Source organism: Vitreoscilla massiliensis (genome assembly GCF_001457815.1).
In the GTDB taxonomy this organism is placed as follows: Bacteria; Pseudomonadota; Gammaproteobacteria; order Burkholderiales; family Neisseriaceae; genus Vitreoscilla; species Vitreoscilla massiliensis.
The window spans coordinates 399,826-413,112 of sequence record NZ_LN898219.1; the positions used below are offsets into that span (position 1 = coordinate 399,826).

13 protein-coding genes are annotated in these 13,287 nt (G+C 52.1%); 11 read left to right on the forward strand and 2 right to left on the reverse strand.

What is annotated here, in order from left to right; translation table 11 throughout:
• Nucleotides 1-76: 76 nt before the first annotated feature.
• From BN3003_RS07540 to BN3003_RS07570, 7 genes are all read left to right on the forward strand, one after another.
• The gene (locus tag BN3003_RS07540; protein WP_058356021.1) at nucleotides 77-1,369 is read left to right on the forward strand and encodes an L-fuconate dehydratase; all 1,293 of its coding nucleotides are present in this window, start codon (nucleotides 77-79) and stop codon (nucleotides 1,367-1,369) included.
• Between the two features lie 65 nt (nucleotides 1,370-1,434).
• Nucleotides 1,435-2,760: an MFS transporter gene (locus tag BN3003_RS07545; protein ID WP_058356022.1), complete on the forward strand. Its 1,326-nt coding sequence runs from the start codon at nucleotides 1,435-1,437 to the stop codon at nucleotides 2,758-2,760.
• On the forward strand, nucleotides 2,753-3,637 hold the full coding sequence (locus tag BN3003_RS07550; RefSeq protein ID WP_058356023.1) for an amidohydrolase family protein: 885 nt from the start codon (nucleotides 2,753-2,755) through the stop codon (nucleotides 3,635-3,637). Before BN3003_RS07545 ends, BN3003_RS07550 begins: the two co-directional genes overlap by 8 nt.
• Entirely contained in the window at nucleotides 3,615-4,391 is a 777-nt protein-coding gene (locus BN3003_RS07555) for an SDR family oxidoreductase (protein ID WP_058356024.1), read from the forward strand. The genes BN3003_RS07550 and BN3003_RS07555 overlap by 23 nt, the downstream gene beginning before the upstream one ends.
• A 10-nt stretch (nucleotides 4,392-4,401) precedes the next feature.
• Nucleotides 4,402-4,743: an L-rhamnose mutarotase gene (locus tag BN3003_RS07560; RefSeq protein ID WP_058356025.1), complete on the forward strand. Its 342-nt coding sequence runs from the start codon at nucleotides 4,402-4,404 to the stop codon at nucleotides 4,741-4,743.
• A gap of 161 nt (nucleotides 4,744-4,904) precedes the next feature.
• The gene (locus BN3003_RS07565) at nucleotides 4,905-6,170 is read left to right on the forward strand and encodes a sugar MFS transporter (protein WP_058356026.1); all 1,266 of its coding nucleotides are present in this window, start codon (nucleotides 4,905-4,907) and stop codon (nucleotides 6,168-6,170) included.
• A 162-nt stretch (nucleotides 6,171-6,332) separates the two neighbouring features.
• Nucleotides 6,333-6,818 (forward strand): hypothetical protein, encoded by a 486-nt coding sequence (locus BN3003_RS07570; protein ID WP_058356027.1) that lies wholly within the window; start codon nucleotides 6,333-6,335, stop codon nucleotides 6,816-6,818.
• A 76-nt stretch (nucleotides 6,819-6,894) separates the two neighbouring features.
• Here the strand turns inward: BN3003_RS07570 and BN3003_RS07575 are convergent, their stop codons facing one another.
• Together BN3003_RS07575 and BN3003_RS07580 are read right to left on the reverse strand one after the other, a co-directional pair.
• A complete protein-coding gene (locus BN3003_RS07575; protein WP_058356028.1) occupies nucleotides 6,895-7,860 on the reverse strand; it encodes a carbon-nitrogen hydrolase family protein in 966 nt (321 codons plus the stop codon).
• Between the two features lie 30 nt (nucleotides 7,861-7,890).
• A complete protein-coding gene (locus BN3003_RS07580; protein WP_199822565.1) occupies nucleotides 7,891-9,222 on the reverse strand; it encodes an MFS transporter in 1,332 nt (443 codons plus the stop codon).
• Nucleotides 9,223-9,341: 119 nt separating this feature from the next.
• Between BN3003_RS07580 and BN3003_RS07585 the strand changes: the two genes are divergently transcribed.
• The 4 genes from BN3003_RS07585 (at nucleotide 9,342) to tauC (ending at nucleotide 13,277) form a co-directional block, all read left to right on the forward strand.
• Entirely contained in the window at nucleotides 9,342-10,298 is a 957-nt protein-coding gene (locus BN3003_RS07585) for a LysR family transcriptional regulator (RefSeq protein WP_058356029.1), read from the forward strand.
• A gap of 335 nt (nucleotides 10,299-10,633) precedes the next feature.
• Nucleotides 10,634-11,701 carry a taurine ABC transporter substrate-binding protein gene (tauA, locus tag BN3003_RS07590; protein WP_058356030.1) on the forward strand — a complete coding sequence of 356 codons (1,068 nt, stop codon included), beginning with the start codon at nucleotides 10,634-10,636 and terminating at the stop codon, nucleotides 11,699-11,701.
• A complete protein-coding gene (locus BN3003_RS07595; RefSeq protein WP_407701095.1) occupies nucleotides 11,698-12,492 on the forward strand; it encodes a taurine ABC transporter ATP-binding protein in 795 nt (264 codons plus the stop codon). Before tauA ends, BN3003_RS07595 begins: the two co-directional genes overlap by 4 nt.
• Nucleotides 12,489-13,277 (forward strand): taurine ABC transporter permease TauC, encoded by a 789-nt coding sequence (gene tauC / locus BN3003_RS07600; protein WP_082625597.1) that lies wholly within the window; start codon nucleotides 12,489-12,491, stop codon nucleotides 13,275-13,277. Before BN3003_RS07595 ends, tauC begins: the two co-directional genes overlap by 4 nt.
• Nucleotides 13,278-13,287: the final 10 nt, after the last annotated feature.

The window sequence follows — 13,287 nt, forward strand, 5'->3', positions numbered from 1 at the left end:
TGGCACGCTGCTTCTTTGTTACCTCATACTCGCGGCGGCAAACGGGTTTTGCCGCGCACAACAAAGGTGAAACAAGATGACAGTGATTACAGCAACGGTGATTACCGATTTGGAAGTGTTGGACGTGCGTTTTCCCACTTCGACCCAATTAGATGGCTCAGATGCCATGAATCCCGACCCAGATTATTCTGCGGCCTATGTGATCTTAAAAACCAATAATCCCGAACTCAGTGGCCATGGCTTGACGTTTACCATCGGTCGCGGCAATGAAATTTGCTGCGCGGCGATAGAGGCGATGCGCCATTTGGTGGTGGGTTTGGACATAGACGAAGTGCGCGCGAATCCAGCCAAAATGTGGCGCGAACTCACTTCCGACAGCCAATTGCGTTGGATAGGTCCAGACAAAGGCGCGATGCATTTGGCCACCGGAGCAGTGGTAAATGCGGTGTGGGACTTGTGGGCCAAAGTCGAAGGCAAACCGGTGTGGCAATTGGTGGCAGAAATGTCGCCTGAGCAATTGGTTGAGTGCATAGACTTCCGTTACATCACCGATTGCATCACTCCAGACGAAGCCTTGCAATTGCTCACTCAGCAAGCGGCTGGTAAGGCTGAGCGCTTACAAAACCTGATGGCACAAGGCTATCCGTGTTACACCACTTCAGCTGGCTGGTTGGGCTATAGCGAAGAAAAATTGGCGCGTTTGTGCCAAGAAGCGGTGGACGAAGGCTTTAATTACATCAAGCTCAAAGTCGGTCGCAATTTAGAAGAAGACAAACGCCGCGTGCAAATCGCCCGCGATATCATCGGCCCAGAGCGCAATCTGATGATAGACGCCAACCAAATTTGGGAACGCGACGAAGCCATTGCTTGGGTCAAAGAATTGGCGTTTGCTCAGCCTTGGTTTATTGAAGAGCCGACCAGCCCCGATGATGTGGAGGCGCACCGTGCCATTCGTGAGGCGATCAAGCCCATCCAAGTGGCCACTGGCGAGATGTGCCAAAACCGCATCATGTTCAAACAATTCATCATGCGCGAAGCCATTGATGTGGTACAAATCGATGCCTGCCGCATGGGCGGGGTCAATGAAGTATTGGCAGTGCTGCTGATGGCGGCCAAATACGGCCTGAAAGTGTGTCCACATGCCGGTGGTGTCGGTTTGTGCGAATACGTACAGCATTTGTCCATGATTGATTATCTGTGCTTCGCCGCCACCAACGAAGGCCGCGTGACCGAGTATGTCGACCATTTGCACGAGCATTTTATCGAGCCTTGCGACATCCAAAACGCCGCTTACATGCCGCCTAAATTGCCGGGTTTCTCCATCGAAATGAAACCCGAGTCTTTACAACAATACTTGTTCCGAGGTTAAAAAAACATGCCAGTACCGGTGCCACAGAAGCACTGGGCTGGCTGCTGCTCACAAAGGAGAGAGCGATGAGCACAGTGGTACAGAATCCCCATTTGGCCTCAGCCTTGCACAAAAGCAAAACCAAGCTGTTGCCCTTAATCGTATTGATGTTCGCCTTGGCGATGTTAGACCGCTCCAATGTCGGCTTTGTGAAGACGTATTTGCAAACCGATGCCGGCATCGATGCCGCTGCTTATGCTTTGGGCGCGGGCATATTCTTCATTGGCTATGCTTTGTTTGAAGTACCGAGCAATCTGATTTTACACAAAGTCGGTGCACGGCTGTGGCTCAGCCGCATCATGGTCAGCTGGGGCATCGTCTCCATCGCCATGATGTTCATTCGCGATACCACCAGTTTTTATATTTTGCGTTTCTTATTGGGTTTGACCGAGGCCGGTTTCTCGCCTGGGGTGGTCTTGTACCTGACGTATTGGTTTCCAAACCGTTTTCGCAGCCAAGCCTATGGTTGGTATTACTTGGGTGTGCCGATTGCCTTGATGTTGGGCGGGCCGTTCACCGGCTGGTTGCTCGACATGACACCGGTGATGGGTTTGCGCAATTGGCAATGGATGTTTTTGGTGCAAGGCGTGCTGACCGTGGCCGTGGGTGTGTTTGCCTTTTTCTGGTTGGTAAGCCGGCCTGAACAAGCCAAATGGCTGACGAGAGAGGAAAAGCAAGCCTTGGCAGATGAATTTGCCCAAGATGCACCGCAAGACGCGCATGCGCACGCTGGCAAAAGCGTGGCAGCTACTTTCAAAGACGCAACGGTGTGGCGCTTCGTGGCGATTTACTTCTCGATTCAAATGAGTGTGTACGGCGTGTTGTTTTATTTGCCGAGCAAATTGGCGGAATTGATGGGCGTGAAAGTCGGCCTGCAAGTGGGTTTGGTCAGCGCCATCCCGTGGCTGTGCACCTTGTTGTTATTGCCGGTGATGACCAAATTGGCGGATAAAAACCGCAATTGGCGGCACATGGCGATGGCGATGTTGGCGTGTGCGGTAGCGGGCATAGGCTTGGCGACGCAAATGCACTCTGTGGTGACGTTTGTCATGGCGATTACCTTGGCCATCATCGGTTTCATCATCGTGCAGCCACTGTTTTGGAATTTACCGACTCAGTATTTGCGCGGTCGTTCTGCTGCCGCAGGTACGGCTTTGATTGGGGCTTTGGGTAATTTGGGTGGTTTTGTGGCGCCGAATTTGAAAAATTGGGCTGAGCAAATGTTTCAAAATGATTATGCCGGTTTGTTGGCTCTGTCTTTGGTGGGTGTGGTGGGCTTGATTTTGTTGGCGACTTTGCGGCATAAAGCCACTCCCACAGTAAAGATGACAAAGGAATACAGTCATGATTGACAGCCACATTCACTTTTGGCGCTACCAAGCGGCCGAATTTCCGTGGATAGACGAGGGCATGGCCGTGCTCAAGCAAGACTTTTTGCCGGAGCATTTGTTGGCCGCCAGCAATGGCCAAGTCGAAGCGATGGTGGCGGTGCAAGCGCGCACTTCTTGGGCGGAAAATCAATATTTGGTCGATTTGGCGGCGACCGAGCCGCGCTTACAAGCGGTGGTGGGCTGGTTTGATTTTGATGGCGAGGTAACGGCGCAATTAAAGCGGGCGCAAGACTTGCCCTTAATCAAAGGTTTTCGCCACTTGATACAAGACGAGGCCGACCCCAGCGCGTATTTGTTGACACACAGCGGTTTGAATCAGGCTGTGCCGCGTTTACAGGCCGCTTCTTTGGTGTACGAGGTCTTGGTACAGCAAGCCGATTTGGCGGCAGCGCTGGCATTTTGTCAGCGTCATGATAATCACTATTTGATTGTTGACCATATGGCCAAGCCGGTGTTTGGTGATGCGGCGGCGTTTGCACATTGGCACCACCACATGCAGGCGTTGGCGGCTTTGCCACATGTATTGGTCAAAGTGTCGGGTTTGGAAACCGAAGCCGGTGTTGGCGCGACTGCTGCAGATTTGCAGCGCCATGTGGACAGCGTTTACCAAATGTTTGGCGCCGAGCGTTTGCTGTGGGGCTCGAATTGGCCAGTCGCTCAATTGACCCACAGTTACAGCGACTTATTGCAGCATGCCCACACCTTGACCCAAACATGGTCGGCCAGCGAGCGTGCGGCCTTATTTAGCGACACGGCGCGGCGCGTTTACCAATTGAACACCCTATCAAATACAGACAACACACAAAGGACACACAATGGATTTGCACTTGCAAGATAAGGTTTACATCGTCACCGGCGGCGGCGCGGGCATAGGCGCGGCCATCAGCCTCACTTTGGCACAAGAAGGCGCGATACCGGTGATTTTCGGCCGTTCGCCTTTGCAGGCGGATTTTCAGGCCGCATTGAGCGCACAAGCGCAAGAATTTGCGTTTTACCAAGTCGATGTGACTGATGAAGCGGCTTGTGCAGCAGCCATCGCCGCCACGGCCACGCGTTTTGGCCGCATTGATGGCGTGGTCAACAATGCCGGCGCCAATGACAACGTCGGCTTGGACGCCTCGGTCGATGCTTTTCGCGCCTCTTTGGAAAAAAACCTGATTCACTATTTCACCATCGTGCACCACGCCTTGCCGCATCTGAAACGAAGCCGCGGCAGTGTTGTGAACATAGGCTCCAAAACCGCGGTCACCGGCCAAGGCCAAACCAGTGGTTATTGCGCGGCCAACGGTGGTCGCTTGGCCTTAACCCGCGAATGGGCAGCGGCTTTGTTACAGGACGGCATCCGCGTCAATGCGGTGATACCGGCCGAAGTGATGACGCCTTTGTACGAAAAATGGATTAACAGCTTTGACAATGCGGCCGAAAAACTCGCCAACATCACCGCCAAAATTCCCTTGGGCCAACGCATGACCACCAGCAATGAAATCGCCAATACGGTGGTGTTTTTGCTGTCGGAGCGCTCATCGCACACCACCGGTGAATGGCTGTACGTCGATGGCGGCTATACCCATTTAGACCGCGCTTTGTCCTAAGGAAACAATCATGAGCCGCTATTGTTTGGCGCTGGATTTGGTCAACGATGCCAGCCAAATTGCTGCCTATATTGAGCAACACCAACGCATTTGGCCAGAAATCGCCGCCCACATTCGCGCCACTGGCGTGACCGAAATGGAGATTTGGCATTTGGGCACGCGCTTGTTCATGGTGATGGATGTCGATGGGTCATACAGCGCCGAACGTGCGGCGGCCTTGGCCGCGAGCACCCCTAAAGTGGCCGAATGGGAAGCGCTGATGTGGACTTACCAAGTACCCACGCCTTGGGCGCAAGAGGGTGAAAAATGGGCCCTGATGACGCAAATCTTTGCCTTGAACGCGCAAGCCTGACTGCGTAAGCCTGAAAAATGCCGCTGCAATAGGCCGTCAAAACGCAGAGCGCCAAGATAGCGCGCCGGCCTGAAACACAGCAGCACATGCAAGACCTGTTTGATCCGCAACACCACAACAATATTTGCACCATAAAACCAACAAAGAGAAATGAGGAGAAAATGAATAGCAAAGCCAGTAGCAGCAGTGCTGACAGCAGTTTTCTGAAAGCCAGCATTACCGACCCCAAATACCGTTTGGGCTTTATTTTGGTGACCACATTGTTTTTCATGTGGGGCTTGTCGTATGGCTTGGTCGATGTGTTGAACAAGCACTTTCAAGAAGCCTTACACATCACCAAAGCCCAATCAGGCTTGATACAGGCCGCTTATTTTGGCGCGTATTTTGTCATCGCCTTGCCGGCGGGGATATTCATCTCCAAAAAAGGCTATAAGGCTGGCATCATCATGGGCTTGTCTTTGTATGCCTTGGGCGCTTTGTTGTTTGTGCCGGCATCGGGTGTGATGAGTTTTGGTTTCTTCTTGTTCGCCTTATTCGTATTGGCCTTGGGCTTGGGCTTCTTGGAAACTGCGGCCAATCCGTATGCGTCGGCCTTGGGCGACCCTACCACCGCCGAAACGCGTTTGAATTTGTCACAATCGTTTAATGGCTTGGGTCAGTTTTTTGGCCCATTGATAGGCGGCATGTTTTTCTTTGAAGGCAAGGAAGCGGCGGCCAATGGCGGCGGCGCGGGCGCGGTGACGCTGACCTATGTCGGCATCGCCATTGTGGTCATCGCCTTGATTGCGATGTTTGCCAAAACCAAATTGCCAGACTTGCGCGAAGCCGAAGCGGCGTTGGACGCACAAAACGCGGGCAAACAAAACCAGTCTTTGCTTGCACACAAAGAATTTGTGTGGGGCGTGGTGACCTTGTTCTTCTATGTGGCGGCACAAGTGGGCGTGGGCGCGTTTTTCATCAACTTGGCCACCGAAACCTGGCAAGGCTTGAGCACGCAAAAAGCCTCATATTTGTTGTCGATTGCGATGTTGGCCTTCATGTTTGGCCGCTTTATCAGCACCGGTATCATGACCAAAATCCCCGCTGCCAAATTATTAAGCATTTATGCGGTGATTAACGTGCTTTTGTGCGCGGTGGTGATGACGGGCATGGCTGGCGTGTCGACTTATGCGGCGATTGCGATTTTCTTCTTCATGTCCATCATGTTCCCCACCATCTTCGCGATGGGGGTGAAAAACTTGGGCTCGCAAACCAAAATCGGCAGCTCGTTCATGATCATGGCCATTGTGGGCGGCGCCATCATGCCTTACTTCATGGGCAAAATCGCCGACGGCCAACACACGGCCATGGCCTATGTGTTGCCCTTGCTGTGCTTCATAATCGTGGTGGTGTACGGTGCGCTGTATCCAAAATTAAGCAAAGCTTAAGCAGAGTGTGTGTAGTAGGTTTACAGGCCGCTTGATGCGGCCTGTAAGCTTTATCACAAAGGCATTACACCCAAAGTCGTATTATCTGCACTTCGTGCTGGCTAGCTATCGAGGACTGCATGGCTCAGTTACACTGCTGGCATTGTGTGCAAGGAGTGGGTGATGAAAGCTTTATTCTTGTGTGTGTCAGCGTTGCTGCTGGGCGCGTGTCATTGGGGTAATACCTCGGCCAACAATGCCATCAGCAGTGTGCCGCGTGGCAGCAGCTTAGACACTTCGCTGTATCGCTTGAGCGATTTTCAAGCCTTGAATTGGGGCAAACAAGCCGATGGGCGCTTGTTGTTGCAAATCCAAACCCGGCCTGTGCCTGCGTTTTGGCCGGCTGGCATCAATTATGAAGTCAAAAACAACACGCTGTTTGTGTCGGTACAAAAATGCATGGCCAAATTCCCTTGTCCTGTACAAGCGCGTTTTCAAACCTTGAACGATAATGAGCTTAAAACCACGCCGCTGTTGGCCACAGCGCAAGCGGGTGCGATGGTGCAACAAGTATTGCTGCCTGAATTGCCGGTACAGCAAGTGGTGATGTTGTTAATGGGCAATGAACAAGTGTATCCGGTGGCCTTAATGCCCAAAGTCGGCCTGTAAACATACAGGCCGCTTGTATTAAAACAGCGATAAACAAGCAGTGCTGTCTTGTTGGTTCAGACAGCACTGCTGGGGTTTACAGTGTCGTATCGGCTGTTTGCGGTACTGCGTCGGCGCTGAAATCCACCGCATTTCTGGCACTGGTGTTGACGTGTAAATTGAAAATATCCGGGCGAGAGTAGTGGCCGGTGGCATCGAAATCCAAATTGGTTTGCTGGGTCATGGCCAAATCAATGTCGGCATACAGTTCGGTTTCGGCATCAAACACCGGCCCTGCCAAGACTTCACCATACGGACTGATGATGCAGCTGCCACCGCGCATCAAATAGTCGTCGGCACCGATATTGTCCAAATCAAACTGCGCCTGAAAATAATCTGGATATTCATGCAGCTTGATGGCTTGGCAAGCGGACAACACAAATACCCGGCCTTCTAAGGCAATGTGCACCATGGAGCTGAGCCACGTCGGGCGATCGTCGGCAGTCGGCGTGCAATAAATCTCCGTGCCTTGGGCGTACATGGCTTGCCGCAGCGCCGGCATGTAGTTTTCCCAACAAATAACGTTTCCTATACGCCCCATCGGCGTGTCGACAGTTTGCATGGTAGAGCCATCGCCAAAGCCCCAAATCAAACGCTCCAAACCGGTTGGCATCAGTTTGCGGTGTATGCCGACGATGCCTTTATTGGGCGCCAAAGTGACAGCGGTACAGTACAAGGTGCGGCCGAGTTTTTCGATGATGCCCATCACCACATGCACATTGGTTTCGCTGACTTTTTGTGCCAACAAGGCCAATTCAGGGCCATCCAAACTGACAGCGCCAGCGACATAGCGTTGGTATAACTTGCGCCCGTCGTTGTGGCGCGTGCCAACGACGCTGCCAAAATGGCTGCCTTTGGGATAACCACCCAAATAGGCTTCGGGAAACACTGCCAATTGAGCTTGCGCCGCACTGACGCGTTCTAAAATTTGGCCTGCTTTTTCCACGCTTAACATCGGTTCAAATGGGATAGCGGCGGCTTGGATAACGGCGACTTTGGTCATGATGGTTCCTTAATGTGGTGGTTGTATGGGTTAATGTTCATCGCTGAGATTTTTGCCCTTGGTTTCAGGCAGCATAAAAAACAAAATGAGGAAGCAGAAAGTGGACACGCCGATTAAATACCAAGCTGGCACGTTGGGATTACCAGTGTATTGAATCAACAAAGCGGCAATAAAAGGGCCAGGGCCGGCCAAGACGGCTGAAGCGATATTGTGACCCAGCGCCGCACCGGTGGAGCGAATAGAAGCGGGAAACACTTCCACCAGCAACACCACATTCAATACCGCCGACATGCACACGAAAAAGCCCAATAAGATGGAGGCGAGCACGATGAGCACGCTGTTGCCCGTGTTCCACATCAAGAAGATGGGGTAAGCACTGACGATTAAACCGGCGGCGGTGAACAATACCGGCTTGCGGCGGCCCACTTTGTCGATGAGCAAACCGACAAACGGGTGCATAAAGCAATACACCAACAAGGCCAAGCTGCACAGCCACAAGGCGGAGATTTTCGGCAAGTGCACCACGGTGACCAAATGGGTGTTGGCATAGGTAATGAAGTAATACAAAGACACGCCAAATAAGGCCGAGAATGCAAAGGCAATGATGAAAGACGAGCGCTTTTTGGCAAAACTGATGGGCGCGATGGCATTGCTGGCTTTTTTGGCTTGTAGCTCGTGGTATACCGGTGTGTCGTCCAAGCGGCGGCGGATGAATACCGCCAAAAACGTCATGAATATCGACAACACAAACGGAATGCGCCAACCCCAAGCGATTACTTGTTCCTCGCTCAAACCGGAATTGATGGCGGCGGCAGTGGCCGTGCCGGCCAAAAATGCGATGCCGGCGGTGCAGGTAATCAAACTGGCCGCCCGTGCCCGTCTGTCATCGTCGGCGCTTTCGATTAAGAAGATGCCGGCACTAGACCATTCTCCACCGACCATCATGCCTTGTAAAAAACGTAACAGAATTAGCACAATGGGCGCGAGCAGACCCAAGGTGGCATAACCGGGCAATAAGCCCATCAGCGTGGTGAACACGCCCATGCCAAACACCGTGACCATCAACACATATTTGCGCCCCAATTTGTCGCCCAAAGGCCCTAAGACCAGCGCACCAAACGGTCTGGCCAAGAACCCCACCGCAAACACCGCCAGCGATGACAACAACGAAATACCGGGGGCATTGGAAGGGAAAAACACCTGCCCGATGACGGCGGCAAAATAGCCGTAAATGGCAAAATCAAACCATTCCATAAAATTGCCTATGCCGACGGCGGCGGATTGCTTGAGCGTGAGCTTTTTGGGTTGCTCAGCGCTGGTAAGGATAGGCGGTGGGGTAATGGCATTGCTGTGTAGACTCATTGATTTCTCCTTTGATATTATTTTTGTCACTATCAAGTTTTTTAAAAAAATACATTTTTTATTGTTGTTGTTTAAGGGTTTTAAGGCCAAATCGTGCCACAATCAAACGACTAATTTCGATGGGATACATCACTGAAATGAATATCAGCAAGATAGATTTGAATTTATTGGTGGTCTTTACGGTGTTGATGCGCGAGCGCAGCGTGACCCGTGCGGCCAAATCGCTGTTTTTGACCCAAAGCGCGGTCAGTGCCTCATTGAAAAAATTGCGCGAGTTATTGCAAGACGAATTGTTTGTGCGCACATCGCATGGCATCACGCCAACGGTAAAAGCCATACGCATTGCGCCGGTAATCAAAGACGCGATTAACAGCATCGTCAGCGTGTTAGAAGAATCCAGTGCCCAAGAAACTTACCAAGCACGGGCGGGTGATGTGTTTAAAATCGGTTTGTCGGATGAGCTGGAATGTTTGATGATTAAAAAGCTGTTGGCGGCCAGCGCCGATTTGCCGATTTCGTTTGCGTTTTATCCGACCAACAGCCATTTTTGGCACCAAGCGCTGTTGGAACACAATTTGGACATGGTCATTGTATCCAATCCGCAAAACATCAGCTCGCAACACCAAAGCCATGTGTTGTTTGCGTCTTCTTATTCGTGTGTGTTCGACAATCAAGTGCACCAATTGGCGCACAAAATCACTTTTGCCGAGTATGTGAGCAAAGAGCATGGACGGGTGGTGTTTGATGGCGGTCGCGCCGGTTTTTTGGACGAGTATTTTGAGGCCGAAGGCTATAAGCGGCAGGTGAAAGCGACGTTTTTCAATTACTCGACCGCCGTCAATGCCATCATCGGCAGCCCATTGCTGTTGACCATGCCCACTTACGCGGCGCATACCTATGCCGAAAACAATGCCAAATTGGCGGTGCATCCGGTGCCGCTGATTTTGGCACCATCGTTTGTGGTGGAAGCGATTTGGGACATCAAAAAGCAAACCCATCCGCGCAACCAATGGCTGCGCAATTTGGTCGCCAATGTCACCACTGCTACCCGCACCGCACTGCGGGAAAATCAATAATCTTGATAATACTGATTGATGACATATGGCTGTGATGGCAGTGAACGGGTGTCAAAAGGTGTCGTTCAAGCTGTGTTGAATAAGCACTCTGTGATATTGCACGAGTTCACTCGCAATGTGCAGCATACCTATCTAAGCGGCCTGTAAGCTTGGTTATGGCCATATTGTGGCTCTCAAACCGTCTGATGACAGTTGGTACATCGCCAACATGCTCTTACAGGCCGCATGTGGGTATTGATATGCTTTATTGGCATTTATAAATCGTTTTATATTCTTTCTTATTTGTTTGGCTTTCTCCTATGATGCTTTTAACAAAACATTACTGGAGTAACACCATGGCCACATCGAATTCCAAAAAAATCACTGCCATCGTCGCGGCCTTGGCTGCGGTGGGCATAGGCGCATTCATCATCAGCCAAAATGGCAATGGTAATAATGCCCAAGCCGCACCAGCCAAAGCGGGCACGGCCTCGGCCAGTACCGCCAATCAAAGCAAAATTGTGGTGGCGTATCAAACCGGTGTCGACCCAACCAAAGTGGCGCAAGCCAATGGCGATTATGAAGCGGCGACCGGTGCCAATATTGAATGGCGCAAGTTTGACAGCGGTGCCGAAGTGATTGCGGCGGTGACGTCGGGCGATGTGCCGGTGGGCAATATCGGTTCCAGCCCGTTGGCGGCGGCAGCGAGTCAAAATGTACCGATAGAAGTGTTCTACATTTCCGGCGTCATCGGCCAATCCGAAGCTTTGGTGGTGAACAACAAAATCGCCAAACCCGAAGACTTAATTGGCAAAAAAGTGGCGGTGCCATTTGTATCGACCACGCATTACAGCCTGTTGTCGGCCTTAAAGCATTGGAACATCGATGCCAAAAAAGTCGATATCGTCAATTTGCGACCACCCGAAATCACCGCCGCATGGAAACGTGGCGACATTGATGCCGCGTATGTGTGGGAACCAGCTTTGAGCCAAGCCAAGCAAACCGGCAAGGTATTGGTGAGCAGCGAAGAAGTGGGCAAATGGGGTGCGCCGACTTACGATTTGTGGATTGTGCGTAAAGACTTTGCCGAGAAAAATCCTGAATTCTTAACCCAGTTTGCCAAAGTCACCGGCAAGCAAGTCGATGCTTACAACCAAGACCCGAAAACCTATGCGGCCAATGCCGACAATGTCAGCAAAATCGCCAAGCTGACTGGCTCCAAACCTGAAGACGTGGCCTTGTTATTGTCGGGCAATGTCTATCCGAACTTGGCCGAGCAAGCGCAGATTTTGGGTGGCAGCTTTGCCGCTGATGTGAAGAAAACCGCGACATTCTTGAAAGAGCAGGGCAAGGTCGATGCGGTCAAAGACAGCTATCAAGACAATGTGACGGCCAAGTTTATCCAAGCGGCGGCGGGCAAATGATGTCGGATTTAAGTTTACAACAGGTGTCGGTGCAGTATGAAGGACAGGCGGCGCCGACGCTGCAAAACATTTCGTTGAACATCCCCCACGATGGCATTACCGTGATCTTGGGGCCATCGGGTTGCGGCAAGACCACCTTATTGAATGTGTTGGCCGGTTTCGTGCCCATCAATGCCGGTGAGGTGCGTGATGGGGACAAATACATCAACGCACCCGCCGCCGACCGCACGGTGGTGTTTCAAGACGATGCGCTGATGCCGTGGCTGAATGTGCAAGAAAATGTCGAACTCGGCCTGAAAATCCAAAACGTGCCAGCGCAACAACGCAGCGCCATTGCCAAACAGGTGTTGCAACAAGTCAATCTCAGCGGTGCCGAGGAAAAACAGATTTGGGAGTTGTCTGGTGGCATGCGCCAACGGGTGGGCATTGCCCGCGCCTTGGCGGTGCGCTCTAAATACCTGTTGATGGATGAGCCTTTTGGGGCACTGGATGCGTTCACACGCGAGCAAATGCAAGACTTGGTATTGGATTTGTGGCAACAGAATCAAACCGGCTTTTTCCTGATTACCCACGACATAGAAGAAGCCTTGGTATTGGCGACGCAATTGGTGTTGATGGCACCGTTTCCGGGACGCATCATCGATGAGATTGAGCCGCCATTCAGCCGCCAACGCCGCGCCGGCAAATCGTTTCGACAAATCAAATCCGATTCTGCCTTCATTGACATGCGCGAGTACTTGTTCACGCGCTTGAATGCACAAGACCCAGCCTTATACGAGGTGTCGATATGAGCACACGCACGCCCTTATCCGAGCGCCGCGGCGTGTTGGCCGCCATCAGCATAGGGTCTTTACTGCTGTTGTGGTGGTTGATTACTGCCTTGCAACTGGTGCCACCGTTGTTTTTGCCCAGCCCCGTGCAAGTGGGGCGCAAATTCATCGAGGTCGCAGGGCAAGGCTTTATGGACGCGACACTGTGGCAACACTTGGCCGCCAGTTTGCAACGCATTTTCCTGTCGCTGTTTGCCGCCATCCTCATCGGCGTGCCTGTCGGTATGGCCATGGGTTTGAATGCGTGGGTGCGCGGCTTGGTTGACCCCTTGGTCGAACTTTACCGGCCGATACCGCCGCTCGCTTACCTGCCTTTATTGGTGATTTGGTTTGGCATTGGTGAAACCACCAAAGTGTTGTTGATATTCTTGGCCATCTTGGCGCCCATCATCATCGCCACCACCCACGGCATGACCGTGGCCAATGGCAACCGCATCCGCGCGGTGCGCTCACTCGGGGCCACGCGCGCACAAGTGATCCAAACAGTGATTTTGCCAGCGGCCTTGCCGAGCATCTTAACTGGCGTGCGCATTGGTTTAGGCGCCGGTTGGTCAACCTTGGTGGCGGCAGAATTGGTCGCGGCCAAACGCGGTTTGGGCTATATGGTGCAATCGGCAGCGCAGTTTTTGGTCACCGATGTGGTGGTGTTGGGCATCATCGTCATCGCCGTGATTGCGGTATTAATTGAGTTGTCATTGCGTGCGTTGCAAAAACAATTAACGCCTTGGTATGGCAAGGCCGAATAACAAACAGCAT